The sequence below is a fragment of the Pseudomonas frederiksbergensis genome (assembly GCF_000802155.2).
Lineage (GTDB): Bacteria > Pseudomonadota > Gammaproteobacteria > Pseudomonadales > Pseudomonadaceae > Aquipseudomonas > Aquipseudomonas frederiksbergensis_A.
The window spans coordinates 1-25358 of record NZ_JQGJ02000024.1 but is presented as its reverse complement, the minus strand read 5'-3'; the positions used below and the strand labels follow the sequence as shown (position 1 = coordinate 25358).

Genomic DNA, 25358 nt, shown 5'->3' with positions numbered 1-25358 from the left:
AGGCAGATAAACGTTGCTTACAGTCCTAGCCGGACGCCTTCGCAAAACCCGCCAAAAAAATCAGGCCGCACGTTCCACCGTGACCCACCAGCGGGTTCGATAATGCAGTTGCACAGGCAGCGTGCGGGGAAGCACGGCCAGCATCTTGTCGATGTCGTCCAGGCGAAAGACGCCCGACAAGCGCAGGTCCGCGATCGAAGCGGCGCATTTCAAGTAGCCCCGACGGTAGCGGCCGACCTCGTTGAGGAAGTCTTCCAGGCGCATGTTGCGCGTGACGATCAACCCGTCCGCCCAGGCGCCGGCGTCCATGTCCTGGGGCGGCGCCAAGGTCACTGTCGTTGCGCTGACGAGGTAGCTTTGCCCGGCCTCCACTTGGATCGGCGCGCCATCGCTGCCACGATGCGAGCCAATGGCGACCCGGCCGCTGGTGACAGTCAGGCGCGTGCAGCCACTTTCCTGGCGCACGACGAAGCGTCCCGCCAGCCCTTCGAACAGACCTTCTTGGCTTTTCACCAGCAGCGGGCGCTCGGGATCACGACCGCAGGTGACCATGATTTCGCCGCGCGCCAGTGTGATCAGGCGTTGGCTGGCGGTGTAGTCGAGGTCGGCGGCGCTGTAGGTGTTGAGTTCAAGTCGTGTGCCGTCCGGCAGTTGGAAGCCGCGTCGTTCGCCCGTGGCAGTGGCGAAGTCGGCATTCCATGGCTGCCAGCCCAGGTCCTTGCCCAACCACGCGGCGGCCCCCACCACGGCAACGCCGGACAACAGCTTCAGGGCCTGGCGCCGGCCGAGGCGCTGGGCGCTGGTTTCCAGGGTGTCGAGGGCAATATGAGCACCGGGCACGGCGCGCAGGTTGGAACTGAGTTCGCTGTGCAGCGACTGCACCCGTTGCCAGGCCAACTCGTGATCGTGATGGGCGATGCGCCAAGCGTCGCACTGTTGGCGCAGGATCGGGTTGGCGGCATGGTTACGCAGGCGCAGCAGCCAATGGATCGCTTGCTTGACCACCTGCTGCGACGGGCCGCGACCGCGCGATGGTTGTTCCATCGGCTCAATCTTCATAGCGCAGCACGTAGCAGTGATACAGCGCATCGGCGACGTAGCGCTCCACCGACCGCAGCGAGATCCCCATCTGCTCGGCGATCTGCTTGTGGGTCATGCCTTCGCACTGGGCAAGCAGGAACGCCCTGCGAACTTTCGGCTTGAGCCCTTCGAGCATGCGGGAAATGGCCTCCAGCAGTTCCACGATCAACGCCTGGGCTTCGGTACTGGGGGTCTGGGCCTGCGGCAGATGCGCGATGGTCTCAAGGTAGGCGCGTTCGATTTCTTCGCGACGCCAATGATCGATCACCAGGCCCTGGGCGATGGTGCGCAGGAACGCGCGGGGTGCCTTGAGTTCCAGGCGTTCGGTGCGTTGCAGCAGGCGCACGAAAGTGTCTTGGGCGAGGTCGGCCGCATCGGCGGCATTGCCCAATCGGTTGCGCAGCCATGTGTGGAGCCAGCCGTGGTGGCTGCTGTAGAGCGCCTGTACTGCAAACTGGGGAGAAGACATGAACGCGACAGCCTGGGTCACAAATGATAATAGGTCGCATTGTCATCAGCGCCCGGCAAATTTGCAACCACCGTTCGCCGTGGACTCCTGCCGATTCAGTGGTCATCTCGTCGGACAATTGTACAACCGGCTAATCTTTTCCAGGCGCTGGCCGACAGCAAGGTAAGCGTGCACCAAAATGGAGCGGATCCAATCTGCCCCCATCAGTACATGGAAGTTTTTCAACCGGAATGCACCCCTCACCCTGCATAAGAAGCCTCATCCATGAATCTCAAGTTCAGCCACAAAATCCTCCTGGCCGCCTCTGGTGTGGTGGTCCTGGCTTTTGCCCTGTTCACGCTCTACAACGATTATTTGCAACGCAATACCATCGGTCGCAGCCTTGAGTCGTCCATCGAGCAGTCCGGCGACCTGACGGCCAGCAGCGTCCAGAACTGGATGAGCGGGCGCGTGCTGGTGCTGGAAAACCTCGCGCAGAACATCGCTCATCAAGGCGCTGCTGCCGATTTGCCAGGGCTCGTGGACCAGCCGGCGCTGACTTCGAACTTCCAGTTCACCTACGTGGGCCAGAACACCGGCGTGTTCACCCAGCGGCCCGATGCGAAGATGCCCGACGGCTACGACCCGCGTCAGCGTCCCTGGTACAAGCAGGCCGTCGCCGCCGATAAAACCATGCTCACCCCGCCCTACCTGGCAGCGGTGGGTGGCCTGGTGGTGACCATTGCCCTGCCGGTCAAGCACAACGGCGAGCTGCTTGGCGTTGTGGGCGGTGACCTGAGCCTGGAAACCCTGGTGAAAATCATCAACTCCGTGGATTTCGGTGGTATCGGCCATGCGTTCCTGGTCAGCGGCGACGGTCAGGTGATCGTCAGCCCGGACAAAGACCACGTGATGAAAAACCTCAAGGACATCTACCCCGGCACCCCGGTGCGCATCGGCAAGGGCATCCAGGAAGTCGAGCTGAACGGTGAGGACCGCATCCTTTCGTTCACCCCGGTGACCGGTTTGCCGGGCGCCGAGTGGTACATCGGCCTGTCGATCGACAAGAGCAAGGCCTACGCACCGCTAAGCCATTTCCGCACGTCTGCGTTGATTGCGATGTTCGTCGCGGTGGCGGTGATTGCGTTGCTGCTGAGCCTGTTGATCCAGGTGTTGATGCGTCCGTTGACCACCATGGGTCGCGCCATGCAGGACATCGCCCAGGGTGAAGGCGACCTGACCCGGCGCCTGGTGGTGCAGGGCAAGGATGAGTTCGCGGTGCTGGGTGGTTCGTTCAACCAGTTCGTGGAGCGTATCCACGCCTCGATCGCTGAAGTGTCTTCCGCCACGCGGCAGGTCCATGACTTGTCGCAACGGGTGATGACGTCTTCCAACGCCTCGCTTGTCGGTTCGGATGAGCAGAGCGCGCGCACCAACAGCGTGGCCGCCGCGATCAATCAATTGGGCGCCGCGACCCAGGAAATCGCCCGTAACGCCGCCGATGCTTCGCAACATGCCAGTGGCGCTAGCGAACAGGCGGACGACGGTCGCCAAGTGGTGGAAAAAACCATCCAGGCCATGACCGAGCTGTCGCAGAAAATCAGCCTGTCGTGCACCCAGATCGAAACCCTGAACGCCAGCACCGACAACATCGGGCACATCCTCGACGTGATCAAGGGCATCTCCCAGCAAACCAACCTGCTGGCCTTGAACGCCGCCATCGAAGCGGCCCGTGCCGGTGAGGCCGGACGTGGTTTTGCGGTGGTGGCCGATGAAGTGCGCAACCTCGCGCACCGTACACAGGAGTCGGCGGAAGAAATCCACAAGATGATCACGTCGCTGCAAGTCGGCTCTCGTGAAGCGGTATCGACGATGAATGCCAGCCAGACCTCCAGCGAAGAAAGCGTGGAGGTGGCCAACCAGGCCGGCCTGCGCCTGGTCAGCGTGACCCAGCGTATCGGCGAAATCGACGGCATGAACCAGTCCGTGGCCGCCGCGACCGAGGAACAGACTGCCGTGGTGGAGACCCTCAACATGGACGTCAGCCACATCAACCTGTTGAACCAGCAAAGCGTCGCCAACCTCAACGAAACCCTGAAGGATTGCGATGCTTTGTCACAGCAGGCCAATCGGTTGAAGCAACTGGTGGACAGCTTCAAGATCTGATCCAGGCGCACCAGTCCTTACTCGATCCAACCCGGTCCCCTGTGATGAAGGAGCAAGCTCCCTCGCCACGGGGGCGCGGGCTGCCTCGATTAGGCCCGGTCAGCAAACTGCTTGCGCACATTCCCCATCGCCTCATCGGCGAAGCCTTGCAGGAAATCCCTGAACCCCTCCCGCGTATGCGCCTCGGTGTGGTCGGCAATGATCGTCCAGGTGGCGCGGCAACGGTTGTCGCCCAGGGGCTCCACGCGCATTGCCGCCCAGAGATTGTCGATACCCAGGGTGTTGTAGATCAGCGTCCAGGTCATGTGCATGGCGTGGTCGTCACGGCTGTTGAGTTGCTCCACCACCAGGTTTTGTCTATCGCAAAAAATCTTCTTGCGCAGGGAACGCACGCCTTTGCCGGTCATTTCGATGCGCTCAAGCGCCGGGATGAAACGGTTGAAACCGCCAAAATCACCCACCATGTCCCAGACTTGCGCCGCATCGGCGGGGACTTCTACCGAGGTTTCGATATGGCAGGCTTGAGGGTTCTTGATCAGGGTGTCGGGTTGAAAAGCACTCATGGTCTTGCTCCTTGCGTTGGGTTGGGTTGTTTCAGATGAAATCGATGGCCTTGAGGTAATCGGCGCCGCGGCGCAGCAGGGCCGGGGACTTTTCCGGGTAATGGGCACCCATCTGCCGCACGCCGGAACGGGCGTTGTCATGGCGGATGAGCGAGATGTCGCCGATGTCTTCCTCAAAGCCGTTGAGGTAGAAACCCAGCACACCGAACAGCGCGTTGTCGGCGTCGACCCGCGCCAGCTGCTGTTGCCAGTCAGCGACACTGACCAACGAGAATTCCCGGCCACTGTCGCGGAACGACGCCACATACGCGTCCCAGCTCAAGGGCTCGGGATTGTGCAGGTTGAAGACGGCTTGGTTGGGTTGGTAACGGCTGGCGTGGAAGGCGATGAAACGGGCGAGGAAGTCCACCGGCATCAGGTCGAAATTGAGCGACAGGTCCGGCACCTGGCCGAGTTGGATCGAACCCTTGAGCATCAGCATCAAGCGGTTCTTGTGGGGCTGGCAAACCCCGGTCTGGCTGTTGAAGCTGATGTTGCCGGGGCGGAACAGATTGACCCGGACGCCTAGGTCCCGGGCCCGTTGCAGGATCCGCTCGCCGACCCATTTGGACAGGTTGTAGCCGTTCTTGATGTAGATCGGTGGTGTAGTGGCGGCGGGCTGCTCCAGCACCTGCCCGTTGGCGTCCAGGGTGCTGGAGGCCGACAGCGTCGAGACGAAGTTGAAGATCTTTTTGCTGCGCCCTTCGCACAGGCGCAGGCATTCAAAGATCGGCTCGACGTTGTCCGGCGCCAGGGACTCATAGTCGAGCACATGATTGACGTGGGCGGCGTTGTGCACCAACGCGCCGAACGTGCTGTCGATGCGCTGGTAGGTATCGTCCGGCAAGCCCAATTGCGGTTGGGTGATGTCGGCGGCGTAGACGCTGACACGGCTCAGGTCCAGATGCTCAAGGCGATTTTCCCGCAGGGCCTGGGCGAAGCGCTGGGCCGCGCTTTGCCCGCCGGATTCTCGCACCAGGCACGCCACTTCCGTGGCGCCCCACGCCAGCAACGCTTCGACGATGTGCACGCCGAGGAAGCTGTTGGCGCCGGTCACTATCACTTTATGTACATCACCGCACTGGCTGATGGGCAGCGGATCGAGGTTGAGTTCGGCTTCGGCGTCGATGAAGGCCTGGGGGCTCAGGGTCGATGGATCGCTCTGTTCGGGACCGTCGAGCAACTTTGCCAAAGTGATCAACGTGGGTGCTTCGATGAAGCGGTTGATTGACAGGCTGCGGCCAAACGACTGGCGGATACTGAGCAGCAATTGCGAGAGCAGGATCGAATGCCCGCCAAGGTTGAAAAAGCTCTCGTCGGTGGCGATGTCCTCGGCCGGCAACTCCAGCAACTCGGCCCATAGCTGTTGGAGTTGCGTCTCCAAGGCATTTTGCGGCTGGCGCCCTTGCTGACCCGTCTGGACCGATCCCGCCGACGCCAGCAATGCCCGGCGATCAACCTTTCCATTGCTGGTATAAGGCAGGCTGGGCAGCTCGATGTAGGCCGCTGGGTGCATGTAGCTCGGCAGCGAATCCTGCACATGCTGGCGCAGGACGTGGAGCGCCGCGCCGGGTCGATCGTCAACGGGGTTCGCCAGGAATGCGAGGATCCGCCGTCGCTCGTCGACACCCACTGCCACCTGGCGGAACACCTGGCTGTCGCGCAGGCAATGTTCGATCTCCTCGGGCTCGACCCGAAAGCCGCGGATCTTCACCTGGTTATCGCGGCGGCCGCACAGCTCGATTCCGTTGTCGGTCCACTGGCCGATATCCCCGGTGCGATAGGCGCGAAGTGTTTGCCCGGCGGGCAGCGTCAGGTCCAGGTAACGGCTGGCGGTCAGCGCGGGATCGTTCAGGTATCCCAGGCCGACCCCGGGCCCGGCGATGTACAACTCGCCAGGCGTGCCTTGTGGCACCGGTTGCAGTTGTTCGTCCAGGATCAGCACGCGGCCGTTGGCGATGGGCGTGCCGAGGTTGCGGTTGCTGTCACCGACGGCGAATTGCCGCGTAGTCGCCAGCACCGTGGTTTCCGTCGGGCCATAGATGTTGTGGAAGCGGCACTGTGGCGCCAGTCGCTCGATCACGTAAGGCTCGCAAACGTCGCCGCCAGTGATCAGGTGCGCCAGCCCCAGGGGCCCTTCCAGCGGCATCACGCTCAACAGCGCAGGCGGCAGGAAGGCGTGGCTGACGCGCTCTTCGCGAATCAACGCCTCCAGTCGCTGCGGGTCGCGACGCTGGTCCTCGCTGGGCACCACCAGCAGCCCACCTTGGATGAAGGTCGGCAGGATATCCAACAACGATGCGTCGAAGTTGATGGTGGAAAACTGCAATGCGCGACTGTCGCGCCGCAGCCCCACATGATCACCGTACCAGGCGCAGAAATGGCTGAGGTTGCGATGGCTGAGCAAGACTCCCTTGGGCTGGCCGGTGGTGCCGGACGTGTAGATCGCCACGGCCGGGTCGTCGGCATCCACCACGCGACGGATCGTCGAAGCCGGGAGGCCGGGCTTGGACGGAGGCAGCCGATGGACATTCAGCGTCGGCGTCGGGCACTCGCCCAGGTCGCTGTCGCCGTCGTGCAGCAACAGGTCGGCCTTGGCGTTGTCGAGAATGAAGCGTCGGCGTTGCGCGGGGTGTTGCGGGTCCAGCGGCAGGTACGCCGCCCCGAGCCCCAGCACCGCCAGGATCGCCGCATACAGTCGCGCCGATTTAGGCAGGCACACGCCAATCACCCTTGGGCGATCGGCTGCTCCTCGCATGCTTGCCGTTATGGCCTCCTGCAGTTGCAGCACTGAATCGCGCAAGGTCCTGTAGTCGATGAGCTGGCCCTCGACCCGCAGGGCAGGTTTTGACGCGTCGTCGAGCATCCGCTGCTCGATGTCGTGCATCACCGGCACCTTCGCGGCTGCCAGCAGCCACGCTACCGCAGGTCGGTTGAGACGGTGCTCGAACGCGAGCGGTTCCAGCGCATCGAGCGCCTGCTCGGGCTGGCCGGTAGGCTCGTGCCGTGCCGTCGGCCACTGGTCGAAGCCACATTCATCGCGCGACAAGTGGCTGACCAGCCGTGCGCCGTGCTCGACCAGTGCCCTTGTTGCATGCTGGCGCAGCGACTGGCCGTTGCCGTCGCTCGGTTCAGTGATCGCTTCCTGGATCAGCAACCGCTGCGCCCCGTCACGGAAAAACACCACCGGTTGCGGCAATGCCTGGCCCGGCACTGTTTGGAGTGCCACGCGCAGCTGAAGCTGAAAACCCGCCGCGATGGAGCATGGCGCCGTGCCGTCGTCGATCACCAGGTCGATCGCGCCATGGCTGGCCGGTGATTGCAAATCCACGACACCATGGCCGTGTTGTTCAAGTTCCCGGGCCAGTTCGGCCAGGGCCTGGCTGCGGCCAGACACTGCGATTTCGAGGCGTCTCATCGGAAGGTCCTCATGGGGTCAGGTAATCGGCCAGGGCATCGCGCACGCAGGTTGACGCCAGCATCGAGCTGCCGCGAAAAAAACGCGTGATGTTGCCTACCAAGGGGTGAAAACGGTTGATGGGGTACGCCAGCGCCCGGGCGTCTTCGCGCAGCGACTGGCGTGCCGATTCGTCGATGGGCAGATGGTTGATCAGCTCGAAATCGAACGCCTGTTGCAGATCACTCGCCAGGTAGTCGGCGATGAAGCCGGGCATCAATCGGGCGATTGCCTGGCGGTCCTCTTCAGGCGCGGTGCGCCAGTAAATCTGTACCAGCCGCGTCCAGAAACCCGAGTGCCGTCCTTCGTCCAGCAAATGGTCGGCCATGAGCCCCTTGATCGAGGCCTTGACCGAATCGTCCCGGGCAAAGGCTGCCACTTCGTTGGTCACGGTGTTCTCGGCAATGGCGATGCAGATCAATTCCACGGCGCTGAGCAAATGCTCCGGCGTTCGCGCCAGTGTCGCCGGGATCGCGCGGCTGAGCTCGATCTGCTGGGGCAACGGGATCGGTGAAATGCCGGTCATGTCGATGGTTTGCTGCATGAAGTCCATCGCCACCAATGCGTGGTAATCCTCGTCCACCACCACGGTCATCGCGTCGTAGCGACAGGCGAACGGAAACTCGATGCCAAAGCGGTTCTTGGCGATGCGTCGGGCGGTGTGATCCACCAGCTCGGTTTCGAAAATCACCACGTCATTGATGAACTTGTAGAGACTTTGCACCAAGACAAAATCACGCAGTTGCGGGCAATGGGTCAGGAAGGTCTGGCTATGCACCATGGGTTGGCGACTCATGGGGAAGATCAGCTTGTCGTCATCCTCGACCCGGCGTCGTGGCCGGGTGCGGATCGTTGCACGGCTTTCCCAGGCGTCGGCGAAGGATTGGTACTGAATGGCATTCATGGCGTCACCTGCGCAACCTGCTGGGTCATGCTCAGGCGCAGGCCATCCCACAATGCTGTGCGGCTGTGGACGGCGGCCAGAGCGGCGGCGAGGACTTCGCGCTCGCGCTGCGGGTCGCCATCGATCAGCCGCGCCAGCAGTTTCTCCGCTGCCGGGCCATGGTCTTCGGAGTCCACCTCGATATGGCGCTGCAGGTAGTAACGAAACGTCGGCGCCTGATCCAGGCCAATGCCCCAAGCGTCCAGCATGCGTTGGAACATCTGCGGGATGACGCTTTCGCGACCGTGCACGAAGGCGGCGGCCACGCTGTGGGCCGGGGCGTGCAGGGCGGTGTGCAGGGTCTGGCGCACGAAGCGCGCCGCTGCCGGTTCTACCTCGACGCTGTCCAGCGCCGTTTCGGGGCTGACGCCTTCTTGCTGCAGCGCGATGAATTGTTCAATCGCCTGTGTATTCGCACCGACTTCGCGCATGGCGTCCAGGTACAGTTCGAAGTGGCTGCAGTAGCCGGCACCGGGACGGTCGTCGGATTCCTCGCCCAGGACGATTTCGTTGATCAGACGCGCAGCATGGGGATCGGCGGGTGGCAGCCATGGCAGTTGAACGCAGGTCAGTTCCCGTTGCAGGCGCTTGGTCAGGGACATGAAGTCCCACACGGCAAAAACGTGGCTTTCCATAAAGCGGCGCAACAAGTCGATTGATGTTATTTCAGAAAAAACCGGGTGTTCACCAAGTTCGTGCTTTTTCAGAGATAGTTGTTCTTTGGTTGGCTGCATTTGAACGTCCTCATCAATGTTGTTTATCCGGAAGTTGCTCGCCTGTTTTTGTCAGGGCGAGCGAGTGCCTGAACCGGAATCCATGTTCTCTTGGAACTTCGATCTGATACTTGCTTATGGCTGTGCTGCTTGAAGCCTGGGCCTTTCGTGCTGCTTGTAGGCGGTCGATGGCAACGCGGCGAGTAAAAAATTAGTACATGTATCAAAGGCTCTGCAAGTTATTTTTTTATTATTTAAAGTTGCTGTTTTATTGGGCGCGAAGAGGCTGGATAAAACTTTTATATATAAGTTTTATTGGCGCGAAGTTACCCCTTCCGATTTATAACGATCAGAATCGAATGGTTCGAGTGAATGCCTCACTCGGAGCACTTCAGGGATTGGCGGAATAGGAAGTTAGGGTTTTATGGGCGGAATCCCGGTCGGACCTCCAGGTCATCCCGCCAGTTGTGCGGCGCTCCTTGCGTAGTGGCTTCGATTCGCCTGGCTATCGCCGGGCGCTGACTTCTTCAGGTCTGTTTTTGAACCGATAAACGCAAGAGTGAGCCCAAATCGATAGCAGTTCCATTGAACTGATGCAGGGACGAATCGCGACCGCGGCCGGGCCGCGTCCAGTGGGCGATTCGGGATGTGGATACGTGTGTAAGAAAGTACTACGCCGGCCAAGTGGCCGGCGCGGGGGCTGGGGCTCGCCTAGCGTTCGAGGTGGCGACGCATGGTGACGGAGGCTTTTTCCAGATGCTCTTCGAGCAGATGCACCGCTTGAGCGACGTCTTTGGCTGCCGCGGCGGCGAGCATCGCGCGGTGATCATCCTGGGTGAGCTTGCCCAGGCCCATGGATGACAGGTGAAAGCGCAGGAAGCGTTCCTCTTCGTTGAGTTCGCGCTCGACCAGGTCAAGCAGCTTGGCATTGGGCGCCTTGTGGTAGAGCGACATGTGGAAAAGGCGGTTGAGCCTGGCGATCTCGGCATAGTTGGTCTGCCCTTCGAGTTGCTCGATGTATTGGGCGGCCAAGGCCAGGTCATTGTCGTCAAGCAGCGGAATGGACAGGCGCAGGGCAAAGCCTTCCAGGACCGAACGCAGCGCATAGGTTTCGACCGCACTGCTGGTGATCAGCGGGGCTACCACCGCCCCCTTGTGCTGGACCACGTCGAGCAAAGATTGTGCTTCGAGCTGGCGCAACGCTTCGCGTACCGGCATGCGGCTGACCCCGAACAGGTCGGCCAGTTCCTGCTGGCGCAACGCAGTGCCGCTGGGCAGGCGGCCGTCGAGAATCGCTTCGCGCAACGAGCTTTCAATGATTGCGCGGGCCTGGGCAGCGGGAATGGGTCCGTTGACCTGGATGGTGCTTAACGGTTTGGGCTTCTGTGTCACGACAACACCTGACTGGTAGTAACGAATAATTGGATCCAAGCCAACATTAGTTACAGATTGCCAAGCCGTCAAAATTCGCGGCGCCGGTTCCTGAACTAAAGTTTAGTCTGCTTGTGGTGATTGCAACCTGCCATTGTCTTTTGCCGGTCCAGGCTTCACCATCCAACGAATTTCCAACGGCCCTTTTCGGACGTATTCCATTGGCTGCACCTTCCCCGGTCCTCAGGTCCTTGCGCTGGCTGTGTTCGGCATTGCTGCTGGCCGGCGTGATGCTGGGCGGGCTGCGGGCCGACTGGGACTTTGCGCAGATCAGCCGGCGGGCGCAAGCGTTATATGGGCCGCTGGGCGAAGGGCAGCAACGAATCGATGCGTGGCAGCAATTGCTGGCAACCCAGAAGCAGATCCCGGAGCTGGCACAGCTCAAGGTGGTGAACCTGTTCTTCAACAAACAGGTGCGCTATGTGGAAGATATCGACTTGTGGCGTGAGGTCGACTATTGGGAAACCCCGATCCAGGCCCTGTGGAAGGGCGCTGGCGATTGTGAAGACTACGCCATAGCCAAGTATTTCAGCCTGCGTCACCTCGGGGTGTCCAGTGACAAGCTGCGCATCACCTACGTCAAGGCCCTGCGGCAGAACCGGGCGCACATGGTGTTGACGTATTACGCCACTCCCGATGCCATGCCGCTGGTCCTCGACAGCCTGATCGACGGCATCCAGCCCGCCAGCCAGCGAACCGACTTGCTGCCGGTCTACTCTTTCAACGCCGAAGGACTTTGGCTGTCAGGCAAGGGCAACAAGAAAGTGGGCGACACCAAGCGCCTGTCCCGGTGGCAGGATGTGTTGAAGAAAATGCAGGCCGAAGGTTTTCCGGTCGAGACGACTAACTAGGAGCGCGCGCTCAGATGTCCTTGTTCAAACAGCTGTTGATCGCTATCTGTCTGTTCCTGGTGGTTGCCTTCAGCGGCAGCTTCATGGTCAGCCTGGAGAGCTCGCGGACCCAGTACGTCAATCAGCTGCGTTCCCATGCCCAGGACGCGGCCACGGCGCTGGCGCTGTCATTGACGCCGAACATCGATGACCCGGCGATGGTCGAGCTGATGGTCAGCTCGATCTTCGACAGCGGCTACTACGCAAGCATCCGCGTGGTCGATGTGACGACCGATAAAACCCTGGTCGAGCGCACCGGCACCCCTGATGCGGGCAATGTACCGCAGTGGTTCATCAAGCTCATCGGCCTGGAGCCCGCCGGCGGGGATGCGATCGTCAGCCGCGGTTGGGAGCAGGCGGCGCGGGTCGAAGTGGTCAGTCACCCGATGTTCGCCCTCGCCAAGCTCTGGCAAAGCGCGTTGGGCAGCCTGGGCTGGCTGTTGCTGTGCGGCGCCGTGAGCGCGGTGCTGGGGGCCTTGCTGCTGCGTCGCCAACTCAAGCCCCTGGATTACATGGTGCATCAGTCCCATGCCATCGCCCGACGTGAATTCCTGAGTCTGCCGGAGTTGCCACGCACGCCTGAACTGCGGCGCGTGGTGCAGGCGATGAACCAGATGGTCGAGAAGCTCAAGGCGCTGTTCCAGGAGCAGGCTGAGCGCAGTGAGAAATTGCGGGTGGAGTCCTACCAGGACAACCTTACGGGGCTGGCCAACCGGCGCTATTTCGAGATGCAGTTGCATGCCCGGGTGAGCAACCCGGAGCAGGCCAGTTCCGGTTACCTGTTGTTGCTGCGGGTCAGGGACCTCGCCGGTCTGAACCAGCGGCTGGGCGGGCAGCGCACCGACCAATTGCTCAAGGCCGTGGGCGAGCAGCTGTCGCGTGAATGTGCCCGGTATCCCGAAACCCACAATCTGGTGACGCGTATTCGTGGCGGCGAGTTTGCCGTGCTGGCACCTGGGCTGGTGCGCGAGGAAGCGCTGCAATTGGCACAGAATCTGGAAGGCGCGTTGGCGAGCTTGCACGCCACTGGCGCGACCGATGTGGCATCGGTGGCGTCCATCGGGCTTGCTCCGTTCGTGCATGGCGACTCGCCGCAAGCGGTGCTCCAGCTCGGCGACCAGGCGCTGGCCCAGGCCGAAAGCCAGGGCGAACCGGGCTGGGCCTGCCTGGAACACAGCGCGTCAGCCAGCGTGGGCGATGATCATCATGCCTGGCACAACCTGCTCGACCGGGCCCTGAGCGATCAAGGCTTCGAACTGTACTTCCAGCCGGTGGTGGCCGCCCAGGACACCCAAGTCGTGCTGCACTACAAAGTGCTTTCGCGGTTGCTTGACGAGCAGGGCCAGACCATTCCCGCCGGACGATTCCTGCCGTGGCTTGAGCGCTTCGGCTGGACGTCGCGCCTGGACCGCTTGATGCTCGAACAGGTGCTCAAGCAGATGGCCGGGCATGACCAGTCCCTGGCGCTCAACCTGTCATCCGCGACCCTGGCTGATCCCCAGGCGTTGAACAAGGTCTTTGAAATCCTGCGGGCCCACTCAAACCTTGGGTCGCGCCTGACGTTGGAGATCGGTGAAGAACAACTGCCCGAGCAAGCGGTGCTGGAGCAGTTGACCCGGCAGTTGCGCGAGCTTGGCTTCTCCCTGAGCCTGCAGCGTTTTGGCGGGCGATTCAGCATGATTGGTAATTTGTCGCGGCTGGGGTTGGCTTACCTGAAGATCGATGGCAGCTACATCCGGGCCATTGATCAGGAGAGCGATAAGCGGCTGTTCATCGAGGCGATTCAGCGTGCTGCTCACAGTATCGACCTGCCGTTGATTGCCGAGCGGGTGGAGACGGAAGGGGAGTTGGCGGTGATTCGTGAGATGGGGTTGTTTGGGGTGCAGGGGCAGTTGGTTGGGGAGCCTCGGCGTTGGGGGTGATGGTTGTTGGTTAGGTTTTTGACCGGGTACATATCCGTTGCTTCGGTCACGGCGGCTTAGGGTTTCGCCCTTACGGCGACTCACTTTTTTTCAGACGCCAAAAAAAGTAAGCAAAAAAGGCTTGCCCCACCACTCGGTGCCTCGCCTAGGCTCGGCATGCCCTCTCTCCGGCATTGCTTCGTGGGCCCGCCGCGAAGGGCCATCCATGGCCCAGCGCGGCTATCCCGGCATCCATGCCGGGATGCCCACTACGCAATGCCTGCGTTCGGCCATCGTGGTTAACGGGGCCTGGCAGATCAAAAGCTGGACGAGGCGGCCTGAAGCAGACCTGTTTCCTTGGTGATCGCGGTTCTCCCCTGGGGAGCAAGCCTGCTCGCGAAGGCGTCAGCCCAGACACCAAAAGTTTGTGGCGAGGGCGCCGTGTACTGCCTGGAGCGACGTGGCAGCCTAGATCAACCCCTTCTCATCATCATCGATCAACCGGCTCAGCCCTCCCAAGGCTTCACGGGCCTGGTTGCGGTCCATCAGCTTGGCCTGGGCCGCGGCTGGCAGATCGGTGACGCGGATGACGCCTTTGGTGGTCAGCACCTGGATCAAGTCGTCGAGTACCCGGATCATCTCCAGGTCGCTCTGCTTGAGCTGCTTGAGGCTGTTTTCCACCGCCTGGTTGGCGAACCAGTCCTGGATCTCGTGGTTGTCGGCCGGCAAGGTTTCGGTGGCCTCGGCGTAAGCAGTGGCCTCTACGCGCACCAGCAGGCCTTGTGCATCGCGTTGCACATAAAACATCGGGCATCCCTCGTGTATGAAGCGGCGTCATGCTGGGCAGCATAGCCAACTTAGGGGGAGTATGAACACTTATCGTGGCGAGGGAGCAAGCTCCCTCGCCACGGTTTTGTGTCAGCTTCAGCTGTTGTTGTGGTCGACCTTGATGGTCGGGTCGCTGCCGGCGATCAACGAGTTCAGGTTGACGTTCGACCAGTTGTTGCCCTCAAGCTTGATCGTCACATCAGGCGTCGCCGCCGCACCGTTGGCCGCGTTGAACTGGCCAGTGGTGCTGACTTGCAGCGAGGACACGCCATCAACCGTGCTGATTTTCAGGAAGTGGTCGATGGTGCTGCCGGTTTCGCCCTGCAACAGGTCCCGCAGGTCGATCCGGTCACCGTCGCCGGCCTTGAAGTCCTTGATCACATCATTGCCGGTGTCGCCGGACTTCCAGACAAACGTATCGCCGCCCAGGCCTCCGATCAGGGTGTCGTTGCCCTTACCGCCAATGAGCGTGTCGCTGCCGCTGCCGCCGAGCAGGATGTCATTGCCCTTGCCACCGTCCAGCCAGTCGTTACCGCCTTGGCCGAAGAGGATGTCGTTGCCGGCGCCGCCCAGCAGGGTGTCGTTGCCGTCATGGGCGCCGGATACATCGAACGCGGTGTAGTGCTCGGTGATGTACTGGTGCACGTTGGCGGTGGTGACCTTGCTCGCGTCCACGCCACTTTGTTGGGCGACAAACGACTGGATGGCCTGGTAACCCTCGCCGGCGATGCCGTTGAAGCTCACCAGGTCGCCGAACAGGATGTCGTTGCCGTCCGCGCCGTTGACGGTATCGGCACCTGGCATCGTCGCTTCGGTGTGGCCGATGATCGAGTTGGCCAGGTCCTTGGGGTCGATGTTGGTTTGCGGTTTGCCGTCCGAGTCGTAGGGCTTGAGGTCGGACAGGGTCACGTCCTTGTTCAGCCCGATCGCTTCCACGCCCGACACCGAACTCAACAGCGCGAAGGCGCTCGCGGAGTTGCTGGTGGTCGCCGAGTCGGTACTGTTGCCGGTCCCGTCGCGGTACGACAGCTCATAGGTGCCGTCGCCTTGGGCGCGCAGCGTGCCCAGGCTTTCTTCGCTCCAGTAGCCGCCCCAGGACTTTTTCCAGGTCTGCAGCGTGAGGTTCCCTGACTCGTCGACCTGGACGCGGTGGGTGCTGTCCAACGTGGCGCTGAACGTCTGGCCCAGCTTGTAGTTGCTGGTGGTGATCAGGCTGTCGAGCGTCACTCCGTTGTAGATGGTCGGGTTTGTCTCTTCGCCGCTCTGGTAGTAGGTCGGCTGGCCGTCGGTGATGAAGTACGTCAGGTTCTTCGCACCGGAGTTGCTCATGGCCTCGCTGCTCTTGAACCAGTTGGCCGTGGTCTTGAACACGTCTTCGTAGTTGGTGCCGCCACCGGAAACCATCGAGTCCAGGACGCTCTTGAGCAATGCCAGCGCGTTCGGGTCCTTGAGGTTGACCGAAACGGTTTTGTTGACCTGCTTGTCGAAGTCCGCCAGGAAGATATTCACCGTGCCCGAATTGCTGCCCATACTTTGCTTGAGCGTATTGAACACCGAAGTGAGCGAGTTCTTGGCCGCAGTAAGGGACGATTCGCTCATGCTGCCGGAGCTGTCGACCATGAACGCGATGTTGTAGTTGACCCCGGGAACGACAGTCAGGCCGCCGATATCGGCCACCATGATGTCGTTGCCGTCGGTGCCAGTGACGTTGTCATTGCCGGAAGTGGCGGTCGCAGCGTTGTAGACGGCTGGATGCACTGTCACCGGGATCTGTGCAATGGTCGTCGCCGACCCGCCGAGGGCTTCGGTGGAGGTCGAGGTCACGGTCAGGTTGATCTGGCCGTTGAAGTAGGTTGGTGGCGTCAGGTTGAGGCTGCCCAGGTTCCAGCCAGTGACCGAGGCTTCGCCGTTGGCGCCCACGGTCGCGGTGTGGCCTGCGCCGTCGCTCAACACGCTGCCTTCCGGCATGCCGCCGATCTTCACGCTCAGGCTTTCGGAGCCGTCGGTGTCGGTCAGGGCGGTGGTGATCTTCGACAGGTTCACGCTGCCGCCTTCGGCGCCTTCGTTGAGCTTGAAGCCGTCGTAGTAGCCTTCGCCGTTGGTGCCGTGCAGGTCGGAGACGGTGACACCGGCATTCACCAGATCTGCGACACCGGTATAGAGCGGCACGCCGGCATTGCTCAGGTCCACAGGCGCGCTGCCGTTGACCGACAGGTTCACGTCGTAGCTGCCCGGGCCGGTCTGGTTGTGGTGGTAGATGTCCAGGGTGTAGTAGCCGCTGGTGGTCGGTGTGAACGAACCGTTCAACTGGCCGCCCGCACCCCAAGTGGTTGCCGCGGCGGTCTTGCCACCGATGGTCACCAGCAGGCTGTCATCGCCCGTGCCGCTGAAGGTGTAGGTCTTGCCGGCCTCGAGGAAAATCAGTCCTGAAGTTTTCGACGCGGTGCCCGGATTGACGTTGCCGTCGTTCTGGACGTTGCCCACGGTGGTGCTGCTGTTCGGCGTGCCGGCGGCATCGATCACCGACTTGAGCGTGCCGGACGGCGCGCCGCTGCCATCGGTGCCCAGGCCTGACAGGCCGGTCCAGACTTCCTTGATCAAACCGGTGGAGGTCACATTGTTGCCGGCTACGTTGAGGGTCGGCGCGTCGGCGACAGGCGTGATGTCGATCTTCACGGTGCCGGTATTGCCCAGCGTCTGGCCGTCGGTTGGCTGGAAGCTGATCTGCGCGTAGTCGGCCTTCTGGTTGCCCACGCCGGCCGGGTTGCCGTTGGCGCCGGATTCGTTGGCGTCGGGTGTAAAGCGCAGCTTGCCAGCGTCGATGTCGGCCTTGGTGAAGGTCTGGTTGTTAGCCACGTCCTTCCAGGTCGCGCCGTCCAGGTACTGCAACTTGCCGTCACCCGGCAGACCGGTGATTTTCACTCCCTGGCTGGCGGCGGCGCTGTCCACGTCGCTGATGCCGAACGTCGACCAGCCGAGGACCAGCGAAGTGTCTTCGGTGCCCGTCACCGCGCCACCGGTGGCTACTGGCGCGTCGTTGACCCCGACCACGTTCACGGTGGTGGTCGCCGTGTTGGAATAGCTCGTGCCGTCGGTCACCGTCACGGTGATGATGCGCGGTACGGTGCTCGGATCTTCGCTGTTGTTGATGAAGCTGATGTTCTTGATCTGCTGCATGTAGTCGGCCAGCGTCGCATTGCCCGTCAGCGTCAGGACGACTTTGCCGTCGGTGCTGTTGGCGTTGATGCTGATGCCGTTGACGCTGTTGCCCAGGTTCAGCGCATCGCCGGGCTGACGGTTGGTCAGCACGATGGTAGCGCCGGTCAGCATGGTGCTGTCCGGGTCGGTAATCTTCAGGTCGGTATCGCCAATCGACACGCCTGGGCCGGTGGTGCCCTCGGTGAAGGTCACCTGGTAATCGGTCCCGGTCTTGCCGCTGGAGTTGTTGGCGTCCAGGTCAAGTACCGGTGGCGCGTCGTTGTCGATAATCGAGGTGCTGACGCTGCCGTTGGTCCCGCTGACGGCCAGGTGCTCGAAGTTGCCGCCGGTGGCCGAATCGATCTTGACCACGAAGTTTTCGGTGCCTTCGGTGATCTTGTCGTCCAGGGTGGCCACGTTGAAGTTGGCGCTGGTGGCGTTGGCCGGAATCTTCACGGTGTAGACACCGGTGAAGTCCGTGCCGTCGGCGGCGGTGCCGCTGTAGACGATCTTCACCGTCACCTCGGTTTGCGCCGGGTTCGTCAGGCTGACGGTGTAGGTAGCCGCCTGCCCTTCGGTGACCGATGTGCTTCCAGTGATGCTGACCGTGGTGTTGTCAGGGGTGTCGGTGACGGAAGTCACCGCTGGCGTGGTGCTCGGTACCAGATGCTCGAAATTGCCGCCAGTGGCCGTCTTGATCGTTGCCTCGACACTGCCGGAGTCCTTGTAGACGTCGTCTTTTGGCGCGTCGACGGTCACGGTGCCAGTCTTGGCGCCGGCGGCGATGTTGATGACGGCGCCGTTGCTCAGCGTCACGGTGACAGGCGAACCGGCAGCGTTGGTCAGGGTCGCGGTGTAGGTGATCTGGCCACCCTCGGCGACCGAACCGGTGGCGCTCAGGCTCAGGCCGGTGGTGTCCTGCACATCGGTAACAGTGGTGCCGGCAGGCTTGCCGTCGATCTCCAGGTTTTCGTAGTTGCCGCCCTTGGCGTCGTCGATCTTGACGCTGAGGTTGCTGCCGCCAGCGAGGGCATCATTTGGTGCGGTGAAGTTCACCGAGCCGGAGCTTTCGCCTACGGGGATGGTGATGGATTGGCCGTTGCTCAGGGTTACAACGAGCGGGGCGCCAGTTACTGGAGCGTTTACCGAAGCGGTGTAAACCACGGTGCCACCTTCGCCAACCGTCGAAGTCGCGGTGAGCGAAACGGTGCTGGTGTCCAGGGTGTCGGTGACATCGGTAACGGCAGGTGCAGTGCTCGGCACCAGGTTTTCGAAGTTGCCACCGGTGGCCTTGTCGATGCTGACTTCAACCTTGCCGGAATCTTTGTAGACATCATCCTTCGGCGCATCGACGGTTACGGTACCAGTCTTGGCGCCGGCGGCGATGTTGATGACGGCGCCGTTGCTCAGGGTGATAGTGACCGGCGAACCGGCAGCGTTGGTCAGGGTCGCGGTGTAGGTGATCTGGCCACCCTCGGCGACCGAACCGGTGGCGCTCAGGCTCAGGCCGGTGGTGTCCTGCACATCGGTAACAGTGGTGCCGGCAGGCTTGCCGTCGATCTCCAGGTTTTCGTAGTTGCCGCCCTTGGCGTCGTCGATCTTGACGCTGAGGTTGCTGCCGCCAGCGAGGGCATCATTTGGTGCGGTGAAGTTCACCGAGCCGGAGCTTTCGCCTACGGGGATGGTGATGGATTGGCCGTTGCTCAGGGTTACAACGAGCGGGGCGCCAGTTACTGGAGCGTTTACCGAAGCGGTGTAAACCACGGTGCCGCCTTCGCCAACCGTCGAAGTCGCGGTGAGCGAAACGGTGCTGGTGTCTAGGGTGTCCGTGACGTCGGTAACGGCAGGTGCAGTGCTCGGCACCAGGTTTTCGAAGTTGCCGCCAGTGGCCTTATCGATGCTGACTTCAACCTTGCCGGAATCTTTGTAGACATCATCTTTTGGCGCATCGACGGTCACGGTGCCAGTCTTGGCCCCAGCGGCGATGTTGATCACCGCGCCGTTGCTCAGGGTGATGGTTACTGGCGAGCCTGCGGCGTTGGTCAAAGTCGCGGTGTAAACGATGGAGCCGCCCTCGGCGACGGTATCCGTTGCCGAGAGGGTCAGGCCAGTCGTGTCTTGAACGTCCGTAACGGTCGTGTCGGCAGGCTTGCCGTCGATTTCCAGGTTTTCGTAGTTGCCACCCTCGGCGTCGTCGATCTTGACGCTGAGGTTGCTGCCGCCAGCGAGGGCATCATTCGGTGCGGTGAAGTTCACCGAGCCGGAGCTTTCGCCTACGGGGATGGTGATGGATTGGCCGTTGCTCAACGTCACGACGAGCGGAGCGCCAGTTACCGGGGCGTTCACCGAAACGGTGTAAACCACGGTGCCGCCTTCGCCTACGGAAGGTGTGGCAGTCAGGCTGACAGTCGAAGTATCGAGCGTATCGGTAACGTCAGTGACAGCAGGCGTGGTGCTCGGCACCAGATTTTCGAAGTTGCCACCAGTGGCTTTATCGATGCTGACTTCGACTTTGCCGGAGTCCTTGTAGACGTCGTCCTTCGGCGCGTCGACGGTTACGGTGCCGGTCTTGGCGCCAGCAGCGATGTTGATGACGGCGCCGTTGCTCAAGGTGATGGTGACTGGCGAGCCCGCAGCGTTGGTCAGGGTGGCGGTATAAACAATCGAACCACCCTCCGCAACGGTATCGGTCGCGGACAAGGTCAGGCCAGTCGTGTCTTGGGTGTCGGTGACTGCGGTATCCGCAGGCTTGCCGTCGATTTCCAGATTTTCGTAGTTGCCGCCCTTGGCATCGTCGATCTTGACGCTGAGGTTGCTGCCGCCAGCGAGGGCATCATTTGGTGCGGTGAAGTTCACCGAGCCGGAGCTTTCGCCAACGGGGATGGTGATGGACTGGCCGTTGCTCAACGTCACTACGAGCGGAGCGCCAGTTACCGGGGCGTTCACCGAAGCGGTGTAGACCACGGTGCCGCCTTCGCCAACCGTCGAAGTCGCGGTGAGCGAAACGGTGCTGGTGTCCAGGGTGTCGGTGACGTCGGTTACGGCAGGTGCCGTGCTCGGCACCAGGTTTTCGAAGTTGCCACCAGTGGCTTTATCGATGCTGACTTCGACTTTGCCGGAGTCCTTGTAGACGTCGTCCTTCGGCGCGTCGACGGTTACGGTGCCGGTCTTGGCGCCAGCAGCGATGTTGATGACGGCGCCGTTGCTCAAGGTGATGGTGACTGGCGAGCCCGCAGCGTTGGTCAGGGTGGCGGTATAAACAATCGAACCACCCTCCGCAACGGTATCGGTCGCGGACAAGGTCAGGCCAGTCGTGTCTTGGGTATCGGTGACTGCGGTATCCGCAGGTTTGCCGTCGATCTCCAGGTTTTCGTAGTTGCCGCCCTTGGCGTCGTCGATCTTGACGCTGAGGTTGCTGCCGCCAGCGAGGGCGTCGTTCGGTGCGGTGAAGTTCACCGAGCCGGAGCTTTCGCCAACGGGGATGGTGATGGACTGGCCGTTGCTCAACGTCACTACGAGCGGAGCGCCAGTTACTGGAGCGTTTACCGAAGCGGTGTAAGCCACGGTGCCGCCTTCGCCAACCGTCGAAGTCGCGGTGAGCGAAACGGTGCTGGTGTCCAGGGTGTCCGTGACGTCGGTTACGGCAGGTGCCGTGCTCGGCACCAAATTCTCGAAGTTGCCACCGGTGGCTTTATCGATGCTGACTTCAACTTTGCCGGAGTCCTTGTAGACGTCATCCTTCGGTGCATCGACGGTCACGGTGCCAGTCTTGGCGCCGGCGGCGATGTTGATGACGGCGCCGTTGCTCAGGGTGATGGTTACTGGCGAGCCTGCGGCGTTGGTCAGGGTGGCGGTATAAACAATCGAACCACCCTCCGTAACGGTATCGGTCGCGGACAAGGTCAGGCCAGTCGTGTCTTGGGTGTCGGTGACTGCGGTATCCGCAGGCTTGCCGTCGATTTCCAGATTTTCGTAGTTGCCGCCCTTGGCGTCGTCGATCTTGACGCTGAGGTTGCTGCCGCCAGCGAGGGCGTCGTTCGGTGCGGTGAAGTTCACCGAGCCGGAGCTTTCGCCTACAGGGATGGTGATGGATTGGCCGTTGCTCAACGTCACGACGAGCGGAGCGCCAGTTACCGGGGCGTTCACCGAAACGGTGTAAACCACGGTGCCGCCTTCGCCTATGAAAGGTGTGGCAGTCAGGCTGACAGTCGAAGTATCGAGCGTATCGGTAACGTCAGTGACAGCAGGCGTGGTGCTCGGCACCAGATTTTCGAAATTGCCACCAATGGCCTTGTCGATGCTGACTTCAACCTTGCCGGAATCTTTGTAGACATCGTCCTTCGGCGCGTCGACGGTCACGGTGCCAGTCTTGGCGCCGGCGGCGATGTTGATGACGGCGCCGTTGCTCAGGGTGATGGTGACCGGCGAACCTGCGGCGTTGGTCAGGGTGGCGGTGTAAACGATGGAGCCGCCCTCGGCGACGGTGTCCGTTGCCGAGAGGGTCAGGCCAGTCGTGTCTTGAACGTCCGTAACGGTCGTGTCGGCAGGCTTGCCGTCGATCTCCAGGTTTTCGTAGTTGCCGCCCTTGGCGTCGTCGATCTTGACGCTGAGGTTGCTGCCGCCAGCGAGGGCATCGTTTGGTGCGGTGAAGTTCACCGAGCCGGAGCTTTCGCCAACGGGGATGGTGATGGATTGGCCGTTGCTCAGGGTTACAACGAGCGGAGCGCCAGTTACCGGGGCGTTCACCGACGCGGTGTAAACCACGGTGCCGCCTTCGCCAACCGTCGAAGTCGCGGTGAGCGAAACGGTGCTGGTGTCCAGGGTGTCCGTGACGTCGGTAACGGCAGGTGCAGTGCTCGGCACCAGGTTTTCGAAGTTGCCACCGGTGGCTTTATCGATGCTGACTTCAACTTTGCCGGAGTCCTTGTAGACGTCATCCTTCGGTGCATCGACGGTCACGGTGCCAGTCTTGGCGCCGGCGGCGATGTTGATGACGGCGCCGTTGCTCAAGGTGATGGTTACTGGCGAGCCTGCGGCGTTGGTCAGGGTGGCGGTGTAAACAATCGAACCACCCTCCGCAACGGTATCGGTCGCGGACAAGGTCAGGCCAGTCGTGTCTTGGGTGTCGGTGACTGCGGTATCCGCAGGCTTGCCGTCGATTTCCAGATTTTCGTAGTTGCCGCCCTTGGCGTCGTCGATCTTGACGCTGAGGTTGCTGCCGCCAGCGAGGGCGTCGTTCGGTGCGGTGAAGTTCACCGATCCAGAGCTTTCGCCTACAGGGATGGTGATGCTTTGACCGTTCGACAGGGTCACGACGAGCGGAGCGCCAGTTACTGGAGCGTTTACCGAAGCGGTGTAAACCACGGTGCCGCCTTCGCCAACCGTCGAAGTCGCGGTGAGCGAAACGGTGCTGGTGTCCAGGGTGTCGGTGACGTCGGTTACGGCAGGTGCCGTGCTCGGCACCAAATTCTCGAAGTTGCCACCGGTGGCTTTATCGATGCTGACTTCGACTTTGCCCGAGTCTTTGTAGACGTCATCCTTCGGCGCGTCGACGGTTACGGTGCCGGTCTTGGCGCCAGCAGCGATGTTGATGACGGCGCCGTTGCTCAAGGTGATGGTGACTGGCGAGCCCGCAGCGTTGGTCAGGGTGGCGGTATAAACAATCGAACCACCCTCCGCAACGGTATCGGTCGCGGACAAGGTCAGGCCAGTCGTGTCTTGGGTATCGGTGACTGCGGTATCCGCAGGTTTGCTGTCGATTTCCAGGTTTTCGTAGTTGCCACCCTTGGCGTCGTCGATCTTGACGCTGAGGTTGCTGCCGCCAGCGAGGGCATCATTCGGTGCGGTGAAGTTCACCGATCCAGAGCTTTCGCCTACAGGGATGGTGATGCTTTGACCGTTCGACAGGGTCACGACGAGCGGAGCGCCAGTTACTGGAGCGTTCACCGAAGCGGTGTAAACCACGGTGCCGCCTTCGCCTACGGAAGGTGTGGCAGTCAGGCTGACAGTCGAAGTATCGAGCGTATCGGTAACGTCAGTGACAGCAGGCGTGGTGCTCGGCACCAGGTTTTCGAAGTTGCCACCGGTGGCCTTATCGATGCTGACTTCAACCTTGCCGGAATCTTTGTAGACATCATCTTTTGGCGCGTCGACGGTCACGGTGCCAGTCTTGGCCCCAGCGGCGATGTTGATGACGGCGCCGTTGCTCAAGGTGATGGTTACTGGCGAGCCCGCAGCGTTGGTCAGGGTGGCGGTATAAACAATCGAACCACCCTCCGCAACGGTATCGGTCGCGGACAAGGTCAGGCCAGTCGTGTCTTGGGTATCGGTGACTGCGGTATCCGCAGGCTTGCCATCGATTTCCAGATTTTCGTAGTTGCCGCCCTTGGCGTCGTCGATCTTGACGCTGAGGTTGCTGCCGCCAGCGAGGGCGTCGTTCGGTGCGGTGAAGTTCACCGATCCGGAGCTTTCGCCTACGGGGATGGTGATGGATTGGCCGTTCGACAGGGTCACGACGAGCGGAGCGCCAGTAACCGGGGCGTTCACCGAAGCGGTGTAAACCACGGTGCCGCCTTCGCCTACGGAAGGTGTGGCAGTCAGGCTGACAGTCGAAGTATCGAGCGTATCGGTAACGTCAGTGACAGCAGGCGTGGTGCTCGGCACCAGATTTTCGAAGTTGCCACCAGTGGCTTTATCGATGCTGACTTCAACCTTGCCGGAGTCCTTGTAGACGTCATCCTTCGGCGCATCGACGGTTACGGTGCCGGTCTTGGCGCCAGCGGCGATGTTGATGACGGCGCCGTTGCTCAAGGTGATGGTTACTGGCGAGCCCGCAGCGTTGGTCAGGGTCGCGGTGTAAACAATCGAACCACCTTCCGCAACGGTGCCCGTCGCGGACAGCGTCAGGTCCGTAGTATCAGCCGAATCAGTAATCGTGGTGACAGCTGGCGTGGTGCTTGGGACCAGGTTCTCGAAGTTGCCGCCCGAGGTGCCGGCGATGGTGGTGCTGACGGTGCTGCTGTTGTTATAGACATCATTCGCCGGGGTATCCACAGCGACGGTGCCAGTGGTTGCGCCAGCGGTGATGTTGATGACCGCGCCGTTGCTCAAGGTCACGGTGACGGGCGTTTGTGCCGGGTTGCTCAACGTGGCGGTGTAGGTGATCTGACCGCCTTCGGTGATGGTTTCGCTGGCGGTCAGGGTCAGGTCGGTGGTGTCAGCCGAATCGTTGATGGTGGTGACAGCAGGCGTGGTGCTCGGCACCAGGTTCTCGAAGTTGCCACCGGACGTGCCGGCAATGGTGGTGCTGACGGTGCTGCCGTTGTTGTAGACATCGTTCGCCGGGGTATCGACCGCCACAGTGCCAGTGGTCTGGCCGGCGGCGATATTGATCACGGCGCCGTTGCTCAGGGTCACGGTTAACGGAGTTTGGGCCGGGTTGGTCAGCGTGGCGGTGTAGGTGATCTGGCCGCCTTCGGTCACTTCGGAGGACGCGGACAGGGTCAGGCCAGTGGTGTCAGCCGAATCGTTGATGGTGGTGACGGCTGGCGTGGTGCTCGGCACCAGGTTCTCGAAGTTGCCACCGGTTGTGCCCGTAATCGTGGCGCTGACGGTGCTGCCGTTGTTATAGACGTCGTTGGCCGGGGTATCGACCGCGACGGTGCCAGTGGTCTGGCCGGCGGCGATATTGATCACGGCGCC

The 25358-nt window shown here is 61.7% G+C and carries 12 protein-coding genes and 1 pseudogene; 4 read left to right on the top strand and 9 right to left on the bottom strand.

What is annotated here, in order from left to right; translation table 11 throughout:
* Window positions 1–60 precede the first annotated feature (60 nt).
* The gene (locus tag JZ00_RS26545) at window positions 61–1044 is read right to left on the bottom strand and encodes a FecR domain-containing protein (protein ID WP_039594194.1); all 984 of its coding nucleotides are present in this window, start codon (window positions 1042–1044) and stop codon (window positions 61–63) included.
* Between the two features lie 4 nt (window positions 1045–1048).
* Window positions 1049–1549, bottom strand: a complete 501-nt coding sequence (locus JZ00_RS26540; RefSeq protein ID WP_039594193.1) for a sigma-70 family RNA polymerase sigma factor — start codon at window positions 1547–1549, stop codon at window positions 1049–1051.
* 264 nt (window positions 1550–1813) lie between these two features.
* Between JZ00_RS26540 and JZ00_RS32110 the strand changes: the two are divergent.
* Window positions 1814–2839: pseudogene (locus tag JZ00_RS32110) on the top strand (HAMP domain-containing protein); the annotation flags it as partial.
* 69 nt (window positions 2840–2908) lie between these two features.
* Window positions 2909–3694 carry a methyl-accepting chemotaxis protein gene (locus JZ00_RS32105; RefSeq protein WP_411829956.1) on the top strand — a complete coding sequence of 262 codons (786 nt, stop codon included), beginning with the start codon at window positions 2909–2911 and terminating at the stop codon, window positions 3692–3694.
* 89 nt (window positions 3695–3783) lie between these two features.
* On the opposite strand, the gene JZ00_RS26530 is transcribed toward JZ00_RS32105, so the two are convergent.
* The 5 genes from JZ00_RS26530 to JZ00_RS26510 form a co-directional block, all read right to left on the bottom strand.
* Window positions 3784–4257 (bottom strand): SRPBCC family protein, encoded by a 474-nt coding sequence (locus JZ00_RS26530; RefSeq protein ID WP_039594191.1) that lies wholly within the window; start codon window positions 4255–4257, stop codon window positions 3784–3786.
* A 31-nt stretch (window positions 4258–4288) separates the two neighbouring features.
* Entirely contained in the window at window positions 4289–7714 is a 3426-nt protein-coding gene (locus tag JZ00_RS26525; protein ID WP_039594190.1) for a non-ribosomal peptide synthetase, read from the bottom strand.
* 10 nt (window positions 7715–7724) lie between these two features.
* Complete coding sequence (locus JZ00_RS26520) at window positions 7725–8657, bottom strand: diiron oxygenase (RefSeq protein WP_039594189.1); 933 nt, start codon at window positions 8655–8657, stop codon at window positions 7725–7727.
* Entirely contained in the window at window positions 8654–9430 is a 777-nt protein-coding gene (locus JZ00_RS26515) for a DUF3050 domain-containing protein (protein ID WP_039594188.1), read from the bottom strand. Before JZ00_RS26515 ends, JZ00_RS26520 begins: the two co-directional genes overlap by 4 nt.
* Before the next feature lie 690 nt (window positions 9431–10120).
* Window positions 10121–10801 (bottom strand): GntR family transcriptional regulator, encoded by a 681-nt coding sequence (locus JZ00_RS26510; RefSeq protein ID WP_039594187.1) that lies wholly within the window; start codon window positions 10799–10801, stop codon window positions 10121–10123.
* A 200-nt stretch (window positions 10802–11001) separates the two neighbouring features.
* On the opposite strand from JZ00_RS26510, the gene lapG reads away from it, so the two are divergent.
* Window positions 11002–11691 (top strand): cysteine protease LapG, encoded by a 690-nt coding sequence (lapG, locus tag JZ00_RS26505; protein ID WP_039594186.1) that lies wholly within the window; start codon window positions 11002–11004, stop codon window positions 11689–11691.
* 14 nt (window positions 11692–11705) lie between these two features.
* Window positions 11706–13652: a cyclic di-GMP receptor LapD gene (gene lapD / locus JZ00_RS26500; protein ID WP_039594185.1), complete on the top strand. Its 1947-nt coding sequence runs from the start codon at window positions 11706–11708 to the stop codon at window positions 13650–13652.
* 447 nt (window positions 13653–14099) lie between these two features.
* On the opposite strand, the gene JZ00_RS26495 is transcribed toward lapD, so the two are convergent.
* Entirely contained in the window at window positions 14100–14438 is a 339-nt protein-coding gene (locus JZ00_RS26495; protein ID WP_039594184.1) for a hypothetical protein, read from the bottom strand.
* Between the two features lie 117 nt (window positions 14439–14555).
* Window positions 14556–25358: immunoglobulin-like domain-containing protein (locus tag JZ00_RS31295; RefSeq protein WP_046510190.1), on the bottom strand; the 10803-nt coding region annotated here is incomplete at its 5' end.